Raw genomic sequence first — 21200 nt, 5'->3', positions numbered from 1 at the left:
GGGTTAGGGGTGGGAGTGGGGAGTTGCGCCTACTGTCCAGAGCAGACCCCATGCGCAGCGTGACGCAAAGAATCCCACCCGGATCTTACGAACGGAATATGCCTTCAGCCACCATCCAGCAGGCGTAAGTAGCTATCAAAAGTATAGCGAACGAAACGTTGCTGACCAGTCCTCAGTCGCGCACGTCAGCCACCGGCTGACTGCCAAAATCCGGCCGGGCGAGGTAAGCCAGTATGCGGGCCGCGGCTTCGTCGGGCGATGTGAGCTGGCCCTTGTCCTTGAGGTTGATGAAGTTCTGTTGGTCGGGAAAGGCCGAAGCATCGGCGCTGCGCAACTGGACCTGCATGTCGGTGTCGATCACTCCCGGCGCCAGCGAGCAGATGGCCGCACCGTTGGGTTTGAGCGCCTCTTCAAGCGCCACGCAGCGGGTGAAATGGTCCATGCCGGCCTTGGCTGCGCAATAGATGGACTGCGAGGCCATGGCTTTGCGGCCCAGGCCTGAAGAAATGTTGAGCACCTTGCGCCGTGCCGGCCAGCTTGCCGTGGCACGCAAAAAAGCCGCAGTCAATTGCATGGGCGCTTCCAGCCCGACGCGCAGGCCCTGGCGCAGGTCGTCTGCGTCGGCATCGCTCAACGGGCCGATGCTCGGAATCATGCCGGCGTTGTTGATCAGCACGGCGCTGGCAAAACCTGCATGGGACTGCTCGCGCAACCACTGTTCCAGTCGCGCGCTGACATCTGCGCTGCGGGCGAGGTCCTGTGTCCACTGCTGCAGCGGAACATTGGCAATTTTTGCCTGCGCTGCCAGCGTGTCGTTGGCCTTGCGCGAGAGGCACAGCAGCGTGTTGCCCGGTTTGAGCAGCTTGCGGGCCATGGCCAGCCCCATGCCGCGCGAGGCGCCGGTCAGGATGAAAAGATGTTGAGTCATGGAACCTGATATTACTGACAAACCGGAGCGGGCAAGGAGTGACCCTGTTGATCAGGCAGACATCATGCAGACACCACGATGGGAAACTGCGCCTGCAGGCCGTCGCTGCCCGGCGCGAATGGCACGGTCAGCGCCGACCTGCCGGCTTCATCCAGGTTGCGCCACAGACTGTCCCGCGCATTGCCCGGGTCACCGGCAACATACACCTGGGTGGTCAGCAATTCGCGCTGGCCGAGTTTGACCTTCACGTGAATATGCGGCGTGCGGCCGGCATAGGCCACCGGCCGCAAGGTGCGAAAGCGGTAACGCCCATCGGCGCCTACCGTCACACGGCCAAAACCCTGGAAGCGGCGGTCTGCCCTGTCGCCGTCACCCGGGTGGTGGTAGTGGCCGGCCTGGTCGCACTGCCAGATTTCGACTTGTGCACCGGCCACGGGCTTGCCGGCCAGGTCGCTGACGCTGCCTTCGACCCAGGCGCTTTGCCCTTCCGGATAAGTCAGCGTGCCGTTGCGCAGCAAATCGTGGTCGCTGTCCTTGGGGAAAACCACCGGGTAATAGGGCCCTTCGGTTTGTGCCGGTGTTGCGCGGCGGGCAGGTGCTGGCTGGGCACGCGGGCCCAGCCAGAGGGCGGGCATCGCAACCAGGGCTGCGGTCACGGTGCGACGGCGAAGGGTTACGCGGGGTGAAGAGGGTGGCAGGGCTGGGCGCATCAGGAATCTCCGGTGTTCAGCATGGGACGCGAAACACGCGGTGAAGTTCCGGCGCGATCGTGACCAGAAGATTGGATGGTCAGAAGGGTGCTGGATTTTCAAGCAGCATGTGCTCGCCACTCACCGGGTGAACAAACGCCAGCCTGCATGCGTGCAGCAGCAGCCGTGGTGCCCGTTCCTGCACGTCCTGCGGGGCATACAGCCGGTCGCCCAGAATCGGGTGGCCCAGGGCCTGCAGGTGCACACGCAGCTGGTGCGAACGGCCCGTGATGGGCTCCAGCTCCAGCCGTGTGCTGCCGGAAGGCGCGTCAAAGGCCACGGCACGCCAGCGCGTTTGGCTGGCCTTGCCGTGCACTGCATCGATGATGCGCAGCGGCCGGTGCGGCCAGTCCACCACGATGGGCAGGTCGATCAGGCTCCAGCCGTCCGTTCCGGGCGCCGGCGTGGGCTGGCCATTGACCACGGCTACATAGCGTTTGTGAATCTCCCGGCGTTCAAACAATGCACCGAGTGCGCGCTGGATGGCCATGCTGCGCGCCATCAGCATCAGCCCCGAGGTGGCCATGTCCAGCCGGTGTACCACCAGCGCGTCGGGGTAGTGCGCCTGAACGCGGCTGCTCAGGCAGTCCTGCTTGTCTTCCCCCTTCCCCGGAACCGACAGCAGGCCGGCGGGCTTGTTCAGTACCAGCAGCGCGGCGTCGGCGTGGACGAGCTCGAAACCATGGGCATCGCCATTACCTGCGAGGTCATGGATTCCCGGCCGCGTTGCGCTCATGATGAGCCCATCAGCAAGTACTTAAAAGGAGAAAAATCATGAGTGACGCAGGTGCCATTTCGATTGCATGTGGTTTGTTGATTGGCCTGGGCGCCATCGGAGCCTGCCTGGGCATAGGCGTGATGGGTGGCCGGTTCATTGAAGGCTCGGTGCGGCAGCCCGAACTGATGGAGCCGCTGCAGGTCAAGATGTTCTTGCTGGCCGGGCTGATCGACGCCAATTTCCTGATTGGTGTGGGCGTGGCCATGATGATGCTGTTTGCCAACCCGCTGGGGGCCTAGGGCCTGTTGACGTTATTTACGCAAGATGCGTTGCGAGTCAAAAAGGTCATGCGCGAGGCGCAAAATGCAGCCGGGCTGGCGCCCGGCCAGGCTTTGCAACGCTGCGCATGGCCTTTTTGGCCGCAACCCGGAGGGAACGTGGTTAAAACAGCACCACTCGTCGTTGCTCTCCTAGCCCAGCCGCCCGGGCTGGGCGTCGTCGCGCGCCTAGATTGGTGCTGTTTTAACCGCGTTCGCACTTGCATAAGTAGCGTCAACAGGCCCTAGCTTTTAGGCGGCGGGAAGTTGTGCACGGTGGGCGCTGCACGCCGCTGCTCGCGCAGCATGAACAGGTAAAGGCTTTCCACCTTGTCCCTGGCCCAGGGCGTCTTACGCAGGAATTTGAGGCTGGACGACACGCTCGGTTCAAAGGTGAAGCAGCGGATCGCAATGCGCTGGCCAAGTTCTTCCCAGCCGTAGTGCTCCGACAGGGCGGTGACCATGGCTTCCAGCGTCACGCCATGCAGCGGGTTGCCGGCCTGCTCGGTCATGACGATTGCCAAGCTTTTGTCTTTACCAGCCGGGGCCGCGGGTCCGGCTCTGCCGGCCCGCAGGCGCAGCGCCCCCTCGGGGGGCAGCGTGGTACACGAAGTGACAAGCGTGGGGGCCTTTTTATTTGTTCTTGAGCTTGCCGCGCAGGGGGACTTGCGTGACGATGGTCGGGCGCACCGCGTCGGGCGACACGGCTTTTGGGGGAGACGTGTCCTTTTTCGGCTTCTTGACCATCTTGTCCTTGTTTTGCTGTCCTTTTGCCATGGTGTTCTCCGTTGGGTTGATGGGGATATGCGGTGATTATCAATGCAACTTGATGCGCGGGCGGTAGGTGCGGTCAAGGATTTCCGACAGGGTGATCAGCACTGTTTTTTTCCAGCCGCCCAGCGCCAGCTGGTGCTGCTTGTGCAGGGCCCAGTACATGATTTTGGCCAGCTGCCCTTCAATGAAAAAACTGCCCTTGGTCAGGCTGCCCATCAGGCTGCCGACCGAGGAGTACTCTGACAGCGACACCAGCGACCCCTGGTCCTTGAAGACAAAGGGTTGAACCGGCTCCCCGCGCTGCAGCCGCGGCAGCGCCTTGACCAGGTACATGGCCTGCTGGTAAGCCGCTTGCGCGCGTGGTGGCACCCAGGTGCCGTCGGGCTGCTGGCAGGCGGCGCAGTCGCCAAAGGCGTAAATGCTGGGGTCGGCGGTCTGCAGGTTGCCGTTGACGACCAGCTGGTTGAGCCGGTTGGTCTCCAGGGGCTGGTCGCCGCCGAGTGTCTTCAGGAAATCACCGGCCTTGACGCCGGCCGCCCAGACGCTGAGGCTTGATGAAATCACCTTGCCGCTGGCCATCTTCAGGCTTTCTGCGGTGACCTCGATCACTTTTTCATTGGTATGCACCTCGATGGCCAGCTTGCGCAGCTCCCTCAGCGCCGATTCACTCAGGCGCTCGGGCAACTGGGCCAGCAGGCGGGGTGCCGCCTCGACCAACACGATCTGCAGGTCTTTTTCGGGGTGGATGTGGTCAAAGCCGTAGTTGGCCAGTACTTTTGCCGAAGCATGCAGCTCGGCGGCAAGCTCTACCCCCGTGGCGCCGCCGCCCACAATGGCCACGGTCAGGCGGCCGCTGCCGGCGCTGCGCGGCACGGTCTGGGCGCGTATGCAGGCATTGATCAGGCGGTCGTTGAACCGTTTCGCCGCCTGCGGGCTGTCCAGCTTGATGGTGTGTTCCGCGGCGCCGGGCGTGCCGAAGTCGTTGGTCTGGCTGCCCACTGCAATCACCAGGGTGTCGTAGGCCAGTTGTTGTGCCGGGGTGATTTCGCGGCCGGCCTCGTCGTGGCTGGCCGCCAGTTGCAGCGTTTTGGCGGTGCGGTCCACGCCTTCCAGGCGGCCCAGGCGGAATTTGAAATGGTTCCAGCGTGCCTGCGCCAGGTATTCGATTTCCTCGGCATGGGTGTCAAAACTGCCCGCTGCCAGCTGGTGCAGCAAGGGTTTCCAGACGTGCGTGCGTGCGGCGTCGACCAGCGTGATCTCGGCAAGCCCTTTTTTACCCAACCGTTTACCCAGCTGGGTGGCCAGTGCCAGCCCGCCTGCACCTCCTCCAACGATGACGATGCGTTGCATGAATTTTCCTCCTCGGCATCAGGCTGCCGACTGTGTTTGTTGTGCCGACATGGTAACTGCTGCGCTTTCGGTATGCATGCAAACTACAGGCCAGCAGGAGGGCGTCGCATGAACACTTCCACCCGCCTGCGGTCTACCGGTTGTTGGCTGCCCGCATGCGGTTGACCTCGGCCGCCGTCACCGCAGAGGCCTGGTTGCCCCAGGCCCCGCGCAAATAGGTCAGCAGCGCGGCCAGTTCGGTGTCATCCAGCACCAGAACAAGCGGCGGCATGCCGAAAGGCCGCGGATTGCCCGCCGTTGCGGGCGCGTATCCGCCGTTGAGAACCACCTGAACCAGGTTGGCGGTGGAGTCCATGGTCACGGCGCGGTTGCCGGCCAGGGGAGGGTAAGCGCCTGGAATGCCACGCCCTTGATCGCCGTGGCATTGGACGCAATGCTGTTCGTAAAGTTTGCCGCCGGCCTGCGCAACGGCTGTGTTGCCGGTGGCTGTAGATTTGACAAGCGCGGTGGGGGTGGGCGGCAGGGATTTCAGGAAAATCGCCATCGCGCTCAGGTCTGCATCGCTCATGTGCTGCGTGCTGTGCAGCACCACTTCCGCCATCGGCCCCAGCACGGAGCCGCGCGGCGACACGCCGGTCTTGAGCAGGGCCGCAATGTGTTCGGGTGCCCAGTCAGCCACGCCAGCTTCAGCTACTGAGGTCAGCGAAGGCGCGTACCAGTTCTGCATCGGGATCAGGCCGCCGGCCAGGTCCAGCGGCGTGCTGCTGGCCCCCAGCGCGTTGCGCGCACTGTGGCAGGCGCTGCAATGGCCCAGGCCCCGCACCAGGTAGGCGCCGCGGTTCCATTCGGTGGCCCGCCGGGTGTCGGGCGTAAATTGCCCCGGGCTGAAATAAAGCGCGCGCCATACCGCGAGCGCAGCCTGCGTACTGAAGGGCCAGCGCAGGGTGTGGGCGGTGTTCGCTTGCGCAGCGGGTGGCAGGCTCTGCAGGTAGGCGTAAAGCGCATCCGAGTCTTCACGCGTGACTTCTGTGTAGTTGGTGTAGGGGAAGGCCGGGTAGAGCAAGCGGCCGTCCCTTGAGCGGCCGTTGTGCATCGCACGCCAGAATTCGCTCGCCGTCCAGCTGCCAATGCCGGTGTTTTTATCGGGCGTGAGGTTGCCCGAAAACACGGTGCCGAAAGGCGTGTCGATGCCGCGCCCGCCGGCGTAGGGCGTGCCGCCGCGCGCTGTGTGGCAGCTCATGCAGTTGCCGGCACGTGCCAGGTAAGCACCGCGTTGTATTTGTGCCGGCGAGGTTTCCGCGGCGGCAGCTGGGCTCGAAAGATCGGGTTCGTCCCGCAAGTTGAGCCACGCCACAAGCGCTGCCAGCGCCATGGCCACGGCAAGGCCGCCGATGGACCAGCGCTTGAGTCGGGTGTGCGGCTTCATGGCCGGGTGCCCGGTATGGCTGCAGCACTGCCGCAGGCCGGAACGATCTGGCCTGCCGGCGGGGGAGGCAGGGCGGCGGCCGGTTTGCCGTTCGCGGGCACGGGCTGAACCGCGAGCCAATGTGTGGCGGCATTGATGTCTTCATCGCTCATTTGCGCCACGATGTGCGCCATGCAGTCCGGCGTGTGGGCGCGCCGCTGCCCGGTGCGCCAGGCGCCGAGTTGCGCATTCAGGTAATCGCGCGGCAGCCCGAGCAGCCCGGGAACATGCGGCGCCACGCCGGTCATGGCTTGCCCGTGGCAGGAAACGCAGGCAGGCAGACGGCGTGCCGCATCTCCCTGCATGACGAGTGCCTGGCCGCGTTGCAGTACGGCAGGCGGCACTGCCGCTGCAGCCGGCGCCGCATAGGGCAGTTCCAGCGCCGAGAAGTAGCGCGCAATTTCCATCAGGTAGGCGTCAGAGAGCGGGTCCACCAGATGCGTCATCAAGGCATAGTGGCGCCGCCCATCGCGAAAATTGAGCAGCTGGTTGTAGAGGTAGCCAGCAGGTTTGCCGGCCAGTCGCGGGTAATAACCGTCGGGTCCGGCCCGGCCTTGCGCGCCGTGGCAGGCTGTGCAGGCCATGGTGCGCTGGGCGATGCTGTCTTCAAATGCCGGCGCCGCACCCGCCGTTCCGATGGCGGCCAGCAACAGTGTCATGCCGGCGCCGCAATGGCGCAATGCCGCGTGCAGGTAAGTAAAAAATGATGTCACGGGAAAATCATGCTTGGAAGAATGCGGGAACCGACTACATCCGAAGCCCGGAAGGTGGAGGCACGGCTACCGCTTGGGGCTGGAGTGAAGGCAGTTCAGAAAGTGCTCCCAGCTGGACTGGACTTCCTGAATTCTGGCACCTTTGTCGAGTACCGCACCGCTGGCTGCCTCGGTACGGCGTACAACCTTGGCCAGTGCGCTGGCCGGCAGCGGGTCAATCTGGCCATGCAGTGACGCGGCCTTGCTGCGCATCTGCGCAATCGCATCCTTGATTTCGGATTTGTTGGTGGCGCAAGCGATGCCGCCCACCAGTTCTGCCATTTCGGCCAGTGTCGGCTCCAGGTACCACACGGCTACGGTTCCGAGCGCCAGTGCCCAGGCGCGTTTCTTTCTGGCCGGTTCAGTGCCGGAGTCTGTGGGTTGGGCGTCGCTAAGAGAGGGTGGACTTGTCATGGGGTTCGGGGTGCGACTTTGGCGGAGCAAGCTGAATTCTTCCTGACTCGGCTTTGGCCTGCCAACCGCTTTTGCAAGACCCTGCATGGCCCCTGCGCTTCAAAATGAGGAATGAAAAGTGCCGCTAGCCCTTTGTTTATTTGCACTGGCAGCTATAAAAAAGAGAGCATATTCTCTTCAAGTCAGCCAGTGGGAGACCTGTTGGCAAAGCCAGTCAGGGTCGTCGTGCGGCAAGTCGTGGCCAGCCCATGGGTGAATCTTGTGCGGGGTTTTCCAGGCGTTGGCCAGATGCTGCGAGCAGTTTGCGTTGACCAGCCGGTCGTACCGTGACGACAGCAACAGCGTGGGACATTGCGGCGCCTGGGCTGCGCAGGAAAATTGTGCGGCAGCCCGCAGCTGATGCCAGCTGTTGGCTGCACTCACGGGCGCCGTTTTCCGGATGTGAATCCATGCCGCGATGTCGTCTGCGCGCGCGGCGGTGTTGTTGCAGGTCAGGTAGTGAATGAGGCGTTCGGCATGGTCGGCATCCTGCCAACGGGCGGCCAGCGCCGCCAAGGTGAACCAGTTGCCTGGGCGCAGCCGCTGCGTGAAGCCGCTGAAGGGGCGCATGCTGGTGTTGACGAGTACCAGTCGCGCCACTTCTTTCGGATAACGTTGCGCCCAGTCGGTGGCCACCATGCCGCCCAACGACATGGCCAGGAGGTTCCAGGGAGCTTGCCTGCCCTGCGCCTGCAATTGACTGCGCACGAAGTCGACCATGGCCGGTACGGATGGCGGGGAGGTTTGCTGGTGAAACACGCCGTTGCCCGGCAGATCGGGCGTGAGCACGTCTCCTGCGGCCGGCGTGTTGGTCAACTGGAGTTTCAGCTGCGCAGGCAGGCCGCCCCAATGCCGCGCTTCGCGGGTCAGGCCGCGCAGCAGCACCCAGGTCATGGCAGCCGCCTGGGCCGCCAGTGGGCCGTGGCCATCTGGGTGAGCTGGATGCGCTGCTCGCCTTGCGGCAACCAGCCCGGTGCGGCAAAAGCGGCGCGGGTCAGAAAATCCAGCAGGTCCGCGTGGCGGCGCAACACGCGTTTGATGCGGTGTGCCTTGATCGGGTTGAAGATGCCGTGCCTCGAAAAAAGCTGCCGTGGATTTTTGCGGATCCACAGCCACGAGCCGAGCTCCAGTGTCATGGGCAAAAACACATGGCTGGCCGGGGCCTTGTCGTAAGCGTGGTCCCAGAGGTCACCGTGCAGCAGGTACTGGTTGCTTTGCGGCTCAAAGCTGTAGTCGTGGTGGGGGTAGGATTGCTCGAGCATGGCCTTGAGTGCAAACATCTCCGGCAGGTGCGCCATCAGCCGGCGGGTTTTGGCGTAGGGAAACCACAGGCTGTCGGTAAAGCCGTAACCCGAGTGGCAGTCCAGCGCCAGGCTGAACGGCCGGCTGGCGAGCTGCTCTTGCACCACTTGCAGCAAGGCTGCACTTTCGGTCTCCATGGGGGCGCCAGGCCGGCCGCAGTACCAGGGCAACAGCGGGCCGAAGGTCTGCCCGCCTGCCAGAAAGGGCACACCGCTGTCGGCGCGCTGCGGCGCATTGCGCATCAGGTCCACGCCGCGCGGGTTGGCGCGTTTGTGTGCCCACATTCCACCCGGATTGACGATAGGCATGAACAACAGCCGGACTTTCTGGAGTTGCTGGTGCAGCAACTCGTCCCATTGAAGGCGGAACAACAGCGCCCGCATGTAAGCCAGGATCAGCTGCGTGCCAATGCGCTCGAGTCCGTGGATGCCGCCAAAAAAACCGACAGCCGGCGCGCGTGGGTCGCGCGAGCCGATGCTGGCGGTAAACAGTGGAAACGAAGGGCCGGCGGTATGCACCTCGGCCATGGTCTGTACCTCCAGCTGTTTGCCCGCGGCCAGCAGGATGGTCTTGAAGTCCTCATGCTCCGCAAAGGTTGCGCCGGCGTCGGGCGTGTGTGCGAAACGGTAGGCATCGGCGGGAGGGTGCAAAAAGTCCATTTCCCGATCGTTGCAGATTTGTGTGACAAAGCAATGAGCTGCGTTGGGCCGCCTCACGTAACGAATTCGCTATAAAAAAAGGAGCTACCTGCGCCCGTAAACAAAGGGCTATTGCCCGATTTTGCTTGAAACTATTGCTCTGGCAGCTCGATCACCACGTCGGTTGCCGGGTAGGCGACGCAGGGCAGGATGAAGCCTTCGGTTTTTTCTTCGGCGCTCAAACCCGGCCATTCGATGCGGTAGACCACGCGCCCGCTGGCCAGCCTGCACAGGCAGGTGCGGCAGGTGCCGTTGCGGCAGGAACTGACGAGGGGGATGCCGGCTTTCAGTGCCGACTGCAGCAAGGGCTGCGAGGCGGGCGCGTCAAAGGGCAGGCCGTCAGGCGTTGTGCGGGCCTGAAAAATGGTTTCTGTCGGCGTTGCGGGCATGCGCCGCAGTTTAGGGCCTGCCGCGTTGGCGACCGCCGGTCCCAGGCGAGACATGGTTTGGCAGCGCAGTCCGTATGATTTTCTTTTTTGCTCGCGTTACAAAGGATCCGTCAGGTGCAAACACAATTTGAAGGCAAGGTCGCGCTGGTCACCGGCGGCGGTGGGGGCATCGGGCGCGGTGCGGCCCTGGCATTTGCGCGGGCCGGTGCCCGCGTGCTGGTGGCCGATATTGCGACGGATGCTGGCGAAGAAACGGCGGCCCTGGTGCGGGCCGCAGGTGGCAAGGCCAGCTTCATCCGCACGGATGTCACCCAGGCGGTGCAGGTTCAGGCGATGGTCGGCCATGCGGTGGCTACCTACGGTCGGCTTGATTGCGCTTTCAACAACGCCGGCATTGAAGAGGAACACATGCGCCTTGCCGATTGCAGCGAGGCCACCTTCGACCGCATCATGAGCATCAACGTCAAGGGCGTGTGGCTGTGCCTGAAGTACCAGCTGGCGCACATGCTTCAGCAGGGCGGCGGGGCCATCGTCAATACCGCGTCGGTGGCTGGTCTGGTGGGTGCACCCAAGATGGCGGCCTACAGCGCCAGCAAACATGCCGTGCTGGGCTTGACCAAGTCCGCCGCGATCGAATACGCCCGCAAGGGCATCCGTGTGAATGCGGTATGCCCCGGCGTGATCCGCACCGCGATGTACGAGCGCGCCGTCATGGCCGATCCGCAGATAGGCGCTGCGGCCGCCCAGATGCATCCGGTCGGGCGCCTGGGCGAGGTCGCTGAAGTCGCTGCGGTGGTGTTGTGGCTGTGTTCGGACGCCGCTTCGTTTGTAACCGGCCATGCCCACACCGTTGACGGTGGTTTGACAGCGGTATAGGGTGCAGGCAAGGGGCCAGGCGGGTTTGCTGCGACAATCCGGGTCTTTCCAAACAACGATTCCCCCGAGCCCCTTTCATGTCCAGTTATTCCGTCCGACCCGCCACCGTGAGCGATGCCAAAACCATTGCCGAGATCCACATCGCCTCCTCGCGTGCTGCCTACAAAGGATTGCTGCCCGACGAGCAGCTGAACGCCCTGTCGGCAGAAAAACGCGAGCAGTTCTGGCGCGACGCCATCCAGTTCATGGAGCCGCAGGTGCAGGTGGCCACGGCGGACGGCAAGATCGTCGGTTTTGTCGGGTTTGACCGGTCACGCGACAAGGGTACGCCGTCCACTACTGGCGAGATCTGGGCCATTTACGTGGACCCGGCGCATTGGGACAAGGGTGCCGGCGTGGCGCTTTGGGACGCAGCCAATGACGGCCTCAAGGAAGAGGGTTGTACCAAGGTCACCGTCTGGGTTCCGGTGCGCAATGAGCGCGCGCTGCGCTTTCATGAGCTGGCAGGCTTCAAGCGCGAAATGACTTCTCTCAAAACCGTTGCCGTCGGCTCGGTCAAGCTTGAGGAAATTCGCCTCAAGCGCGAGGTCGGTTGAACCATCGGCCGGGCCGCGTGCCGTTCTTCAGGACGGCACGTCGATAACCCGCTCATCGTCGGGAATGACCGATGTATCTTCCTCGGGTGACAGCGGCAACTCGTCGGTGTCGTCCAGTCCAGCGGGTTCTTCCGCTTCTTCAAGGCGCCGCTTGCCATTGTTGCTCGGTGAAAATAAACGCATGGTATTGCTCCACAGGAACGGTGATGAGAGTGCCATGCTGCGCCGGCCCTTGCGTGCCGCCGTTAGGAAATGTGTCTGCTCCGCTGTCAGCCTATGCCGATAGTCCCGGCAGCCGGGGCGCAGGATTCTTGCAACGATTTTTGCCTCCAGCCAACGTGCTTATTGAATAGTCTGCTATGGATCCGATAGTGCTTGCTGATCCGCCGAATCCTGCGGCGAGCGCACTGTATTACGATGACCGCTTCCATGCCCACCACGACCAGCAACACCTTTTTTTCGCTGTTTGACACAGCCATTGGCCTCTGCGGCATCGCCTGGAGCGAGGCGGGCATTGCTGGTGTGCAACTGCCGGAGGCGGATGCGCAGCAAACCCGGCAACGTATGCTGCAGCGTTTTCCGCAGGCGCAGGAGGCAGCGCCTGCGGGCCAGGCTCTGGCCGCTGTCGAAGGCGTGGCCGCGATGCTGCGCGGACAGCCGCACGACTTCAGCGCGCTGGTGCTCGACATGCGCGGCGTGCCGGCCTTTCATCAGCGCGTGTATGCGCTGGCGCTCGGCATTGCACCGGGCCAGACACTGACCTACGGCGAAATGGCCGCGCGCCTGGACGAACCCGGCGCAGCACGCGCGGTGGGGCAGGCGCTGGGGCGCAACCCGTTTGCGCCCGTGGTGCCCTGCCACCGCGTGCTGGCTGCGGGCGACAAGCCGGGCGGATTTTCTGCCAACGGCGGCATACGCACCAAGCTCAGGCTGCTCATCATCGAAGGCGCGATGCGCGGAACGCCCGGCCTCTTCGATTGATCGCCGCCGGCGGGCCGGGCGCTGGCTCCCTTGTCCTACAGGCAGCCTATCCCGCCACGCACAGGCGGGCCTCAGGTCGTGCGCGAAAGTGAAGAATGCATTCAGGTCATGTGCCCGCTGGCGCATGTTTTGATTCCCATCGCTTACTTTTGAAGGACTTCACCATGGAAAAATCCAACGTCACCGCTTACCCGGGTTCTAACTCATCTGCCGCCGCTACGGAAAATGCCATGCTGCGGGGCGTCGACCAGGCCGCAAGCACGCTTCACAACACGATTGACAAGGTGGCTGATCCTGCCCGCCACGGCGTGGACCGCGCAGCTGCTGCGGCGCACAGCACCGTGGACAAGCTGGCCAGCGGTGCTGGCAGCGCAACCAGCAAGTTCGGCGCGCAGGCGCACCGCCTGACCGAGGCGCCCCTGCAGGCAGTGGACTATTCCAAGGCCTACATCAAGGACCATCCCTTGCAGGCTGTGGGCGGTGCCTTGCTGCTCGGGTTGCTGGTCGGCCGTCTGACTGCGAGCCGCTACTGATCGATTCCTGCAGTTTGGGCGCCGCGGCCGTTCAGGCCCGCACCAGCCGCAGGTGGGTGATTTCGGAGGGCGCGCCGAAGCGTTTCGGTGGCCCCCAGTAGCCCGTGCCGCGGCTGGTATACACCCACAGGTTTTGCAGCCGGTTCAACCCGGCCGTGAAAGGTTGCTGAAAGCGCACGAAAAAATTCCACGGCCAGAACTGGCCACCGTGGGTATGTCCTGAGAGCTGCAGGTCAAAGCCCGCCTGTTCCGCGGCCGCAGCGCTGCGGGGCTGGTGTGCAAGAAGCACTTTCACAGAAGCGGCTTGGGGCGCGCCCTTCATTGCCGCATGCGGGTCGCTGCGATGGTTCACGTCGAAATGCCCGGCGCTGTAGTCGGCAACACCCGCCAGAACCAGCGCCTGCTGCGCATGCACTTCACCGTGCTGCAACACCACATGTTCATTCATCAGCACCCGGATGCCGAGTCGCTGCAGCTCAACGATCCAGGCGTGGGCGCCGGAATAATATTCGTGGTTGCCGGTCACAAAGTAGGTGCCGTGTGTGGACGAAAGACCGGCCAGGGGCGCCACATGGTGGGCCAGCTCGGCCACCGTACCGTCAACGAGGTCACCGGTCACCGCCACCACGTTTGCCTGCAAACGATTGACCGCATGCACGATGGCCTGCAGGTAGCCGTGCTTGATGGTCGGCCCGACGTGGATGTCGCTGATTTGTGCGATGGAAAAACCGTTCAGTGCGTCGGGCAGGTCCTTGATCGGCACGTCCACCCGCACCACCGCGGCCGTGCGTCTGGCATTGAAAAAGCCGACCAGGCTCATGAGGAGACCGGCCACGGGCACCAAGGCCGCGGAACTGGAAGCCACCGCTTCGAAGGGAAAAGCATCAGGTGCAAAAGCCAAAACGGCCATGGCCAGCAACAGAGCCGCATCGCGCAACAGCGTCAGCACAAAAAGCGAGGAAAACAGGCCCATGAACAACATGCCGGTCCAGGCCACGCGGTCCGACAGGGGTTGCGACATGATGCGCCGGGCTGTCAGTCCCAGCGGCATCAGCGCCGTGGAGACCAGCAGCACAAGGCCCAGCATCACCTGCGCCACTGGCCACTGCGACAAGCCGGGAAGCAGGCGAACGCCCACGTAAGCGTGCAGGAGAAATGAGAAAAGCAGCAACGGCATGGTCAGGACTGGAAGTGGAACGCTTCGGACAAGTGGCTGCAAAGCGGCCGAATACAAGAGACCTCATGTTCTGGTGCCGGGACTCTTTCAACCCGGACGACAATACGCCGGTCCCCAACTTTCCAGGAAACCCCATGGCCAGTAGCCTGTTTGCACTGATTGATGACATTGCCACCGTTCTTGACGACGTGGCCTTGCTGACCAAGGTAGCCGCCAAGAAAACGGCCGGTGTGCTGGGTGACGACCTTGCACTGAATGCCCAGCAAGTCTCCGGCGTGCATGTGGACCGCGAGTTGCCTGTGGTCTGGGCCGTCGCCAAGGGCTCCATGTTGAACAAGGCCATTCTTGTACCGGTGGCGCTGGCCATCAGCGCTTTCGCGCCTTGGGCCGTCACGCCGCTGCTGATGATAGGCGGCGCTTTTCTTTGTTACGAGGGCTTTGAGAAGCTGGCGCATAAATTCCTGCACAGCCAAGCCGAAGACGCGGCCCATCACGAGGCGCTGGTGCAAGCGCTGGCTGATCCGGCGGTGGACCTGGTGAAGCTTGAAAAAGACAAGATCAAGGGCGCAGTGCGGACTGACTTCATCCTGTCGGCAGAAATTATTGCGATCACGCTGGGCACCGTGCAGGCCAGCCCTTTCATCACGCAGCTGGCTGTGCTCAGCGGCATTGCCGTTGTGATGACCGTGGGCGTCTACGGCCTGGTGGCAGGCATCGTCAAGCTCGACGACGCGGGCCTGTACTTGAGCCGGCAGGCAGGCGAGGGTGGCGGCGTCCGACTGCAGCGCAGCCTGGGCCGCGGCATTGTGCTGGCCGCGCCCTGGCTCATGAAGGGTTTGTCGATAGCCGGCACAGCGGCGATGTTCCTGGTCGGCGGCGGCATCCTGACGCATGGCGTTCCGGCATTGCGCCATCTCATTGAATCGATGGCAGCAAGCGCCGGCAGTGTGCTGGGCGCGGTGACACCGCTGCTGGCTGACGCGCTGATAGGCATCGTGGCCGGTGCGCTGGTGCTGGGTGGCGTGACGCTGGTTCAGCGCCTGCGCGGCAAGCCGGCCTGAGCTCCTTCAAGTAGAGGGCGCCGTGCGGGCGCGTCATCGCTAGACTGTAGCCTGCCCAGCCCTGTATTTCCCGGGCCAAGCTGGGCTGAAAGCAAGGGGTGTCCCATGCGCGATGACAAGATTGCAAGCCCTGCAACAGATGCAGCGGAAGTCGACCGCCGCCTTGCGGTTCTGGCGCAGTGCCGCGAGGCAGAGCAGCGTTGGCAACAACAACCCGGGCGCATGCTGATGCTGTTTTTTGACGGTACCGGCAACATGCTTGGCAACAACAGGGACACCAACGTCGTCAAACTGTTCCGTGCCGTGGATAAAACGCCCGAGGCGCGGCAGATTGCGTATTACGACCCGGGTGTCGGGTCGGCCAATGATTTCCCGGCGGTGGACCCGCTTGAAAGCCGGCTGCGCGGCATGGCCCAGCTTGTGGGGTTGGCATTGGGGCGTGGTGTGTTCGACAACATCGCCGAAGGCTATCGCTTTCTGGCCGAGCACTACCGCGATGGTGATCGCATCTGCATTTTTGGCTTTTCACGCGGCGCTTTCACGGCACGCGCGGTGGCCGGCATGGCCAATATGTATGGGCTGGTGCATCCGGCGGGTCTGGCCATCCTGCCATCGATGGTGCGCAGCTATTTTTCGCAAAAGAGAACTGCCAATAGGGCCGGCGTGGAACGCGAGGAATTTGCGCAAGATGTTTTGAGCCATTTTTCATTGGGCCGCACACCGCTGATCCATTTCATCGGGGTCTGGGACACAGTGGAAAGCGTAGGCATTGACCTGTTCGGCCGCGGCCTCAAAATCTCCAACAACCCCACCATCGCCGGGAAACGGTTTGTGCATGTGCGGCACGCGTTGGCGCTGCACGAGACCCGGGAAAAGTACGCGCCGCGAAACTACACCGCGCCGGGCTTCGACGCCGAAGAGCAGCGCCACCGCTCATTCGACGAGCGCTGGTTTCGCGGCAACCACAGTGATGTCGGCGGCTCGTATGCCGAGGCCGGCCTGTCCAACATCACCCTGCGGTGGATGATGGATGAAGCCGCCGCCTGTGGGCTCAGGTTCGGCCCGGAAGGAGCCGGGCGCATAGACCCTCACCAGCCCATGCATGACCAAACGGCCGTTTTTCCCTTCTGGGCCTGGGTCGGCCTTGGTGCGCGCATGCGCAGTGCAGGCGAGCGGCTCGACCCCACCGCGCAACCAGTGCAGGAGGCCACATTGGCGCCGCCTATATGGCGCACCGCGCCCAAGGTCGCCTGGCTGGGGGTGTTGCTCGCATTTGCCACGGCAGGGCTCGGCTGGCAAGCGTGGACGCACGCCGCTTCGGCCTGCAGCCGCGGCGGTGAAACCTTTTCATTGTTGCTGGCGCAACTGTCCGCTCCCTGGCTGACTCAGCGGGGCATTCATTGCGACACGCAGGCGGTATTGCACGCACTTCAATGGGACTGGGCATTGGGTGCGGCCTATGCGCTGCTGTTGGCCTACCCGGTGGCGTGGGCGGTGCGACGCGTCGTTCCCGCAGCGATTGCGGATGGACGGCCCCTCGCCGGGTTGACCCGGCATGCGCGCTGGTTGATGCTCGGTCTGGTTGCCGCCGATGCGGCTGAAAACCTGCTGAGTCATGGTCTGTTCGGTGGTGCCAACGGCTGGGCGCTGCTGATGGGGATGGGGCTGAGCCTGGCGAGCGTGATCAAGTTCGGCTGCCTGGCTGGCTTGCTTAAAGTGGTGATCAAACCCGGTTGAGAAATGTGGTGTGGCGAGTGCATGCCGAAGCGAGGAATGCACATTCTGGCCATAATGGCAGGCGCCGCAATGGCGCTTGTTCACGCCCTGGCAATTGCCGGCTTTTTATTTTTACTTCAACCGGCTTTGTGCCAGGACTCTTTTCATGACGCTTTCGATGTACCAGGCTTCCGTTCCCGTTTTCAAACAGATGCTGGGAGGCCTGAGCGGCGTTCTGGCCAAAGCCGAGGCGCATGCCACCGCCCGCAAGATCGAGCCCACCGTTTTGTTGCAGGCACGTCTGTACCCCGACATGTTTGCCCTGTTGCGCCAGGTGCAGGTGGCCTGCGATTTTGCCAAGAGCGTTTCGGCGCGCATTGCCGGTGTTGATGTTCCCAGTTTTGAAGACAAGGAAGAAAGTTTTGCCGACCTGCAGGCCCGCATTGCCAAAACCCTGGCCTTTGTGGACAGCCTGAGCGCTGCGCAGATCGATGGAAGCGAAGAGCGTCGCATCGTGACGCAGGCAGGAACGCCCAAGGAAAAAATCTTCAGCGGCCAGTCCTATTTGTTCAACTATGGCTTGCCGCATTTCTTCTTTCACACCACCACCGCCTACGCCATCCTGCGCCACAACGGCGTGGAAATCGGCAAGAAAGACTTCATCGGCAGCTATTGAAGTGCCCGACCCTGCCCGGCGATGTGCGGGCAGGCGTTGGCCTTACTTGTTCCGCCCGGGCCAGCCGGAACTTGGCTTGTTGGAAGGCCGGGGCCAGGGCGCGGCAGTTTCGTCCAGGTGATTTTGCGAACCTTCAGCAAATGGCCAGCCCTTGTTCGGGGGAGTGGACGGTTTGTCCGTCTGCTTGGTGCCGGAAGGGGCGTTGCGCCCATTACGGGGGGTGTCGGGCCGGGCCATGAGGTCTCCTTCAATGAAGGAATGAATGTAGGCCTCTTGTGCAGTGCGGCATGTAAGACGTGCCCGCGTTCGATGTAGGACCAGCAGGTCCTGGACAAGCCCGCACCCAAAACCGAACCGCCTGCGGTTCATGCTGCGAGCCAGCTTACCCCAGAGTGGCCGCAGCGCGTTCTGCGCGTTCTGCGCGAGCGGGGAGGGTGCTCTTGCGCAGGATCAGGTCGTGTTTGGAGAACAACTCGGCGATCCAGTCCACGAAGACCCGTACCTTGTTGCTCAGGTGGCGGTTGGGAGGGTAGACGACATGGATGGGCTTGGGCTCGGAGCACCAGCCGCCGAACAGGGGCTCGAGCGCGCCACTGCTGATGTGATGCTGGACCAGAAAGCTCAGTGTCTGCAAAACGCCCAGGCCGGCCAGCGCTGCGGCAACGCCGGCGTTGGAGTCATTGACCGCCAGTTGGTGCTGGCCGTCGACCTCCACACTTTCGCCGTCCTTGTGCAGAGTCACGTTGTAGAGCTTGCCGTCGCGCGGCGAAAAATAACGTATCAACTTGTGCGCTCGCTCAAGTTCGCGCGGGTGGACGGGCACGCCGTGACGCTTGAGGTAGGCGGGTGAGGCGCAGGACATCAGGTAAAACTCGCCGATGCGGCGGGCCACCAGCGACTGGTCGGTGATCTCGCCGCCGCGTATCACGCAGTCCACGTTCTCGGTGATGATGTCCACCGGCCGGTCGCTCACGCCCAGTTCAATCTGGATGTCCGGGTAACGCGCATAAAAATCCGGCAGCGCGGGAATGATCACCGCCATGCCCAGCGAGGCGGGAATATCCACCTTGAGCCGGCCGCGCGGGCTGGCCTTGGCCCGCGACATGCTCGATTCGAGCTCTTCCATGTCGCCCAGCAGGCGTCCGGCACGCTCGAAATAGGCTGCGCCGTCGGCCGTCACGGTGACCTTGCGGGTGGTGCGGTTGAGCAGCTTGGTGTCCAGCTCCTTTTCCAGGGTCTGGATCAATCTGGTGACTGTGGCTTTGGGCATGGCCATCGAGTCGGCGGCCTTGGTAAACGTGCCGGCTTCCACGACCCGTACAAAAGCCTGCATGGCGGAAAACTTGTCCATCCGAAAAATCCTGTTGAGCTGGGCTGCGAAGAATAGCCCGGAACATTGGCCCTTTAAGGGGTGATTGTTCCATTTCTGGAACAAAGTAAATACGTTTTGCCCATTTATTGATTTGCTGATCGGGCCTATCTTCTGCTGCATTGCAACAACAAACCATTGCGGTCCAGATGATGACAAGCCAGCAGCATTCCAGCCGGGCCAGCCCGAAAGCCCCGCCGACCTGCGTGGAAAAGCAGGTCGACCTGGGACGGCGCGAGCCCCTGGGGGCTCGTTTTTACGGGAGCCGCCAAGCCAGCCGGGTTTCGCCGCTGGTGCTCCACTTTCACGGCGGGGCCTTTGTCAGCGGCTCGCTCGAAGGCGGTTCCTGCATTGGCCGCCTGCTCGCGGCCAGCGGTGCGGTGGTGATGTCGCTCGACTATCCGCTGGCTCCCGCGCACCCTTTCCCGCAGGCTGTTGAGGCCGGTTATGACGCCTTGGTGTGGGCCTGGAAGGCCAGGCACAAGCTGGCAGGGCACGAAGCGCCGATGTTTGTGGCCGGCGAAGAGGCCGGCGGCAATATTGCGGCGGCCGTGACCCTGCTTGCGCGGGACCGGCGAGGCCCCCAGCTGGCCGGCCAGATTCTTCTATCGCCGATGCTGGACCCGTGCCTGGGCACGGCCTCGCTGCGCGATGTTCATGCCGGCCCTGTGGGGTGCACCTGGGCTGACGGCTGGCACAGCTACCTGCCCCGGCTGGAAGACGCCAGCCATCCGTATGCCGTGCCGGGCTCAGTTTTTCGTTTGTCAGGCTTGCCGCCCACGCTCTTGATCACGGCCGAGGACGATCCCATGCGTGATGAGACGCAGGCCTACACGGAGCGGTTGCGCGCCGCGGGACTTTTTGCGCATGAGGTCGTGCTGCCCGGACCGACCGGTTGGCCTGGCAGCTATCTCGATACCAGCCATGAGCAGGCCGGCTGGCCGGCGCTTGTGCAAAAGCAGTTCAGCGATTTTTTTGCCAGCATGGCCGCCGCCCAAAGCGTGCAGAGCAGCCTGCTCTCCAGTTCCTGATTTTTTTGTTTTCTTTTTGACGGAGTTTTTCATGCCATCGATTCGTTTACACACCCACAAGCGCCGCCTGCTGGCCGTTGCGCTGGCCGTGTTGGCCGTCACCACTTTGTCGGTCGTGATTTTTGGCGGCAGCAGTTCCCGGGCCCAACCCGGCGCCGGGGCAGAGCCGCCCGCCATGCCGGTCTCCGTGGCCGTGGTCGTGCAAAGCGAAGTGGCTGCCTGGGACGAGTTTTCGGGCCGACTGGAAGCGGTGGAGCGCGTGGACATTCGTTCGCGTGTGGCGGGCACCATCCAGGCAGTTCATTTCCGTGAGGGCGCACTCGTCAAAAAAGGCGAACTGCTTCTGACGATTGACCCGGCACCTTATGCCGCTGAAGTGGAGCGTGCCGGTGCGCAGGTTGCGGCCGCGCAGGCGCGTCTGGCACAGGCCAAAGGCGAGCACGACCGTTCGCAGCGCCTGTGGAGCGAGCAGGCCATTTCAAAACGCGAGTTTGACGAGCGCACCAATGGCAAGGGCGAAGCCGATGCCAACCTGCGTGCGGCGCAGGCCGCGCTGCAAACGGCGCAACTGAGCCTGGGCTACACCCAGGTGCGTGCGCCGGTGGCTGGCCGCGTCGGCAAGCTGGAGGTGACGGTGGGCAACCTGGTGGCCGCGGGCCCCGGCGCACCCGTGTTGACTACCCTGGTCTCCGTGAGCCCGATCTACGCGAGCTTTGACGCCGACGAGCAGGTGGTGGCCCGCGCACTGAAAGAAGTGCAGGGCACCGGCGCTGCGGGGAACCGCCAGCTCGAGCGAATTCCGGTGCAGATGGGAACGGCGGCCAGTGCCGACACACCGTTTGAAGGCAAGCTGCAGCTGGTTGACAACCAGGTGGATGCCAAAAGCGGCACCGTGCGCGCACGTGCAGTGTTCGACAACAAGGACGGCCAGCTCATGCCCGGCCAGTTCGCACGCATCCGCATGGGCCAGGCCGGCAAAACGGCGGCATTGCTGATCAATGAGCGCGCGGTGGGTACCGACCAGAACAAGAAGTTCGTCATGGTCGTGGGCGCGGATAACAAGGCGGCGTACCGCGAAGTCACGCTGGGCGCTTCCGTCAATGGCCTGCGCGTGGTCAAGGGCGGCCTGGCGGCCAATGAGCGAATTGTGGTCAACGGCCTGCAACGTGTCCGGCCCGGCGCGTTGGTCGCACCGCAGCAGGTCGAGATGTCTGCCAAGACAGAACTTCTCAATGCCGACAAGCCCGTCAAGGTCGCGGCCAAGTCATAAGCCTGGTCTTGATACCTGA

General features: G+C 63.3%; 25 protein-coding genes. 10 read left to right on the top strand and 15 right to left on the bottom strand.

The features are described 5' to 3' along the window. Positions 1-172 precede the first annotated feature (172 nt). The 3 genes from B0B52_RS16670 to B0B52_RS16660 form a co-directional block, all read right to left on the bottom strand. Positions 173-928 carry an SDR family NAD(P)-dependent oxidoreductase gene (locus tag B0B52_RS16670; RefSeq protein WP_077594790.1) on the bottom strand — a complete coding sequence of 252 codons (756 nt, stop codon included), beginning with the start codon at positions 926-928 and terminating at the stop codon, positions 173-175. 62 nt (positions 929-990) lie between these two features. Further along, positions 991-1563: a protocatechuate 3,4-dioxygenase gene (locus B0B52_RS16665; RefSeq protein WP_077594796.1), complete on the bottom strand. Its 573-nt coding sequence runs from the start codon at positions 1561-1563 to the stop codon at positions 991-993. Positions 1564-1717: 154 nt separating this feature from the next. Next, positions 1718-2413, bottom strand: a complete 696-nt coding sequence (locus tag B0B52_RS16660; RefSeq protein WP_077594789.1) for an RluA family pseudouridine synthase — start codon at positions 2411-2413, stop codon at positions 1718-1720. A gap of 38 nt (positions 2414-2451) precedes the next feature. Between B0B52_RS16660 and atpE the strand changes: the two genes are divergently transcribed. Next, complete coding sequence (atpE, locus tag B0B52_RS16655) at positions 2452-2694, top strand: F0F1 ATP synthase subunit C (protein WP_077594788.1); 243 nt, start codon at positions 2452-2454, stop codon at positions 2692-2694. A 263-nt stretch (positions 2695-2957) separates the two neighbouring features. Here atpE and B0B52_RS16650 read toward each other — a convergent pair whose 3' ends face one another. The 9 genes from B0B52_RS16650 to B0B52_RS16615 all read right to left on the bottom strand — a co-directional run bounded on the left by B0B52_RS16650 (position 2958) and on the right by B0B52_RS16615 (position 9895). Continuing rightward, positions 2958-3224: a VF530 family DNA-binding protein gene (locus tag B0B52_RS16650; RefSeq protein ID WP_077594787.1), complete on the bottom strand. Its 267-nt coding sequence runs from the start codon at positions 3222-3224 to the stop codon at positions 2958-2960. Positions 3225-3345: 121 nt separating this feature from the next. Further along, on the bottom strand, positions 3346-3489 hold the full coding sequence (locus tag B0B52_RS22500; RefSeq protein ID WP_168173571.1) for a hypothetical protein: 144 nt from the start codon (positions 3487-3489) through the stop codon (positions 3346-3348). A gap of 39 nt (positions 3490-3528) precedes the next feature. Further along, positions 3529-4836, bottom strand: coding sequence for an NAD(P)/FAD-dependent oxidoreductase (locus B0B52_RS16645; RefSeq protein WP_077594786.1), 1308 nt, complete (start codon positions 4834-4836; stop codon positions 3529-3531). A gap of 133 nt (positions 4837-4969) precedes the next feature. Beyond that, positions 4970-6262 carry a cytochrome c gene (locus tag B0B52_RS16640; RefSeq protein ID WP_077594785.1) on the bottom strand — a complete coding sequence of 431 codons (1293 nt, stop codon included), beginning with the start codon at positions 6260-6262 and terminating at the stop codon, positions 4970-4972. Then, positions 6259-6960 (bottom strand): c-type cytochrome, encoded by a 702-nt coding sequence (locus B0B52_RS16635; protein WP_077594784.1) that lies wholly within the window; start codon positions 6958-6960, stop codon positions 6259-6261. Before B0B52_RS16635 ends, B0B52_RS16640 begins: the two co-directional genes overlap by 4 nt. 120 nt (positions 6961-7080) lie before the next feature. Beyond that, on the bottom strand, positions 7081-7467 hold the full coding sequence (locus B0B52_RS16630) for a hypothetical protein (protein ID WP_139351985.1): 387 nt from the start codon (positions 7465-7467) through the stop codon (positions 7081-7083). Between the two features lie 177 nt (positions 7468-7644). Continuing rightward, complete coding sequence (locus tag B0B52_RS16625; RefSeq protein ID WP_077594782.1) at positions 7645-8400, bottom strand: alpha/beta fold hydrolase; 756 nt, start codon at positions 8398-8400, stop codon at positions 7645-7647. Beyond that, positions 8397-9467, bottom strand: coding sequence for a M14 family zinc carboxypeptidase (locus B0B52_RS16620; RefSeq protein WP_077594781.1), 1071 nt, complete (start codon positions 9465-9467; stop codon positions 8397-8399). Before B0B52_RS16620 ends, B0B52_RS16625 begins: the two co-directional genes overlap by 4 nt. Positions 9468-9598: 131 nt before the next feature. Beyond that, a complete protein-coding gene (locus B0B52_RS16615; protein ID WP_077594795.1) occupies positions 9599-9895 on the bottom strand; it encodes a 2Fe-2S iron-sulfur cluster-binding protein in 297 nt (98 codons plus the stop codon). A 114-nt stretch (positions 9896-10009) separates the two neighbouring features. Between B0B52_RS16615 and B0B52_RS16610 the strand changes: the two genes are divergently transcribed. Next, positions 10010-10771: an SDR family oxidoreductase gene (locus B0B52_RS16610; RefSeq protein WP_077594780.1), complete on the top strand. Its 762-nt coding sequence runs from the start codon at positions 10010-10012 to the stop codon at positions 10769-10771. 77 nt (positions 10772-10848) lie between these two features. Further along, the gene (locus B0B52_RS16605; RefSeq protein ID WP_077594779.1) at positions 10849-11367 is read left to right on the top strand and encodes a GNAT family N-acetyltransferase; all 519 of its coding nucleotides are present in this window, start codon (positions 10849-10851) and stop codon (positions 11365-11367) included. A 27-nt stretch (positions 11368-11394) separates the two neighbouring features. Here B0B52_RS16605 and B0B52_RS22495 read toward each other — a convergent pair whose 3' ends face one another. After that, the gene (locus tag B0B52_RS22495; RefSeq protein ID WP_168173570.1) at positions 11395-11550 is read right to left on the bottom strand and encodes a hypothetical protein; all 156 of its coding nucleotides are present in this window, start codon (positions 11548-11550) and stop codon (positions 11395-11397) included. Between the two features lie 246 nt (positions 11551-11796). Between B0B52_RS22495 and B0B52_RS16600 the strand changes: the two genes are divergently transcribed. Both B0B52_RS16600 and B0B52_RS16595 read left to right on the top strand, forming a co-directional pair. Next, a complete protein-coding gene (locus B0B52_RS16600; protein ID WP_077594794.1) occupies positions 11797-12348 on the top strand; it encodes a methylated-DNA--[protein]-cysteine S-methyltransferase in 552 nt (183 codons plus the stop codon). 164 nt (positions 12349-12512) lie between these two features. Further along, entirely contained in the window at positions 12513-12881 is a 369-nt protein-coding gene (locus B0B52_RS16595; protein WP_077594778.1) for a hypothetical protein, read from the top strand. A gap of 31 nt (positions 12882-12912) precedes the next feature. On the opposite strand, the gene B0B52_RS16590 is transcribed toward B0B52_RS16595, so the two are convergent. Continuing rightward, a complete protein-coding gene (locus B0B52_RS16590) occupies positions 12913-14058 on the bottom strand; it encodes a metallophosphoesterase (RefSeq protein WP_077594777.1) in 1146 nt (381 codons plus the stop codon). A 134-nt stretch (positions 14059-14192) separates the two neighbouring features. On the opposite strand from B0B52_RS16590, the gene B0B52_RS16585 reads away from it, so the two are divergent. From B0B52_RS16585 to B0B52_RS16575, 3 genes are all read left to right on the top strand, one after another. Then, complete coding sequence (locus B0B52_RS16585; RefSeq protein WP_077594776.1) at positions 14193-15119, top strand: DUF808 domain-containing protein; 927 nt, start codon at positions 14193-14195, stop codon at positions 15117-15119. 105 nt (positions 15120-15224) lie between these two features. Next, positions 15225-16856 (top strand): DUF2235 domain-containing protein, encoded by a 1632-nt coding sequence (locus tag B0B52_RS16580; protein ID WP_077594775.1) that lies wholly within the window; start codon positions 15225-15227, stop codon positions 16854-16856. A gap of 145 nt (positions 16857-17001) precedes the next feature. Further along, the gene (locus tag B0B52_RS16575) at positions 17002-17511 is read left to right on the top strand and encodes a DUF1993 family protein (protein ID WP_077594793.1); all 510 of its coding nucleotides are present in this window, start codon (positions 17002-17004) and stop codon (positions 17509-17511) included. 382 nt (positions 17512-17893) lie between these two features. On the opposite strand, the gene B0B52_RS16565 is transcribed toward B0B52_RS16575, so the two are convergent. Next, on the bottom strand, positions 17894-18862 hold the full coding sequence (locus B0B52_RS16565) for a LysR family transcriptional regulator (RefSeq protein WP_077594773.1): 969 nt from the start codon (positions 18860-18862) through the stop codon (positions 17894-17896). 167 nt (positions 18863-19029) lie between these two features. Between B0B52_RS16565 and B0B52_RS16560 the strand changes: the two genes are divergently transcribed. Both B0B52_RS16560 and B0B52_RS16555 read left to right on the top strand, forming a co-directional pair. Continuing rightward, complete coding sequence (locus tag B0B52_RS16560; protein ID WP_139351986.1) at positions 19030-19911, top strand: alpha/beta hydrolase; 882 nt, start codon at positions 19030-19032, stop codon at positions 19909-19911. Between the two features lie 31 nt (positions 19912-19942). After that, complete coding sequence (locus tag B0B52_RS16555; protein WP_077594772.1) at positions 19943-21181, top strand: efflux RND transporter periplasmic adaptor subunit; 1239 nt, start codon at positions 19943-19945, stop codon at positions 21179-21181. The last annotated feature ends 19 nt before the right edge of the window (positions 21182-21200 follow it).

This window comes from Polaromonas sp. A23 (assembly GCF_002001015.1).
GTDB lineage: Bacteria > Pseudomonadota > Gammaproteobacteria > Burkholderiales > Burkholderiaceae_C > Polaromonas.
The sequence above is the reverse complement of the archived record's forward strand: the minus strand, read 5'-3'. Positions and strand labels throughout refer to the sequence as shown.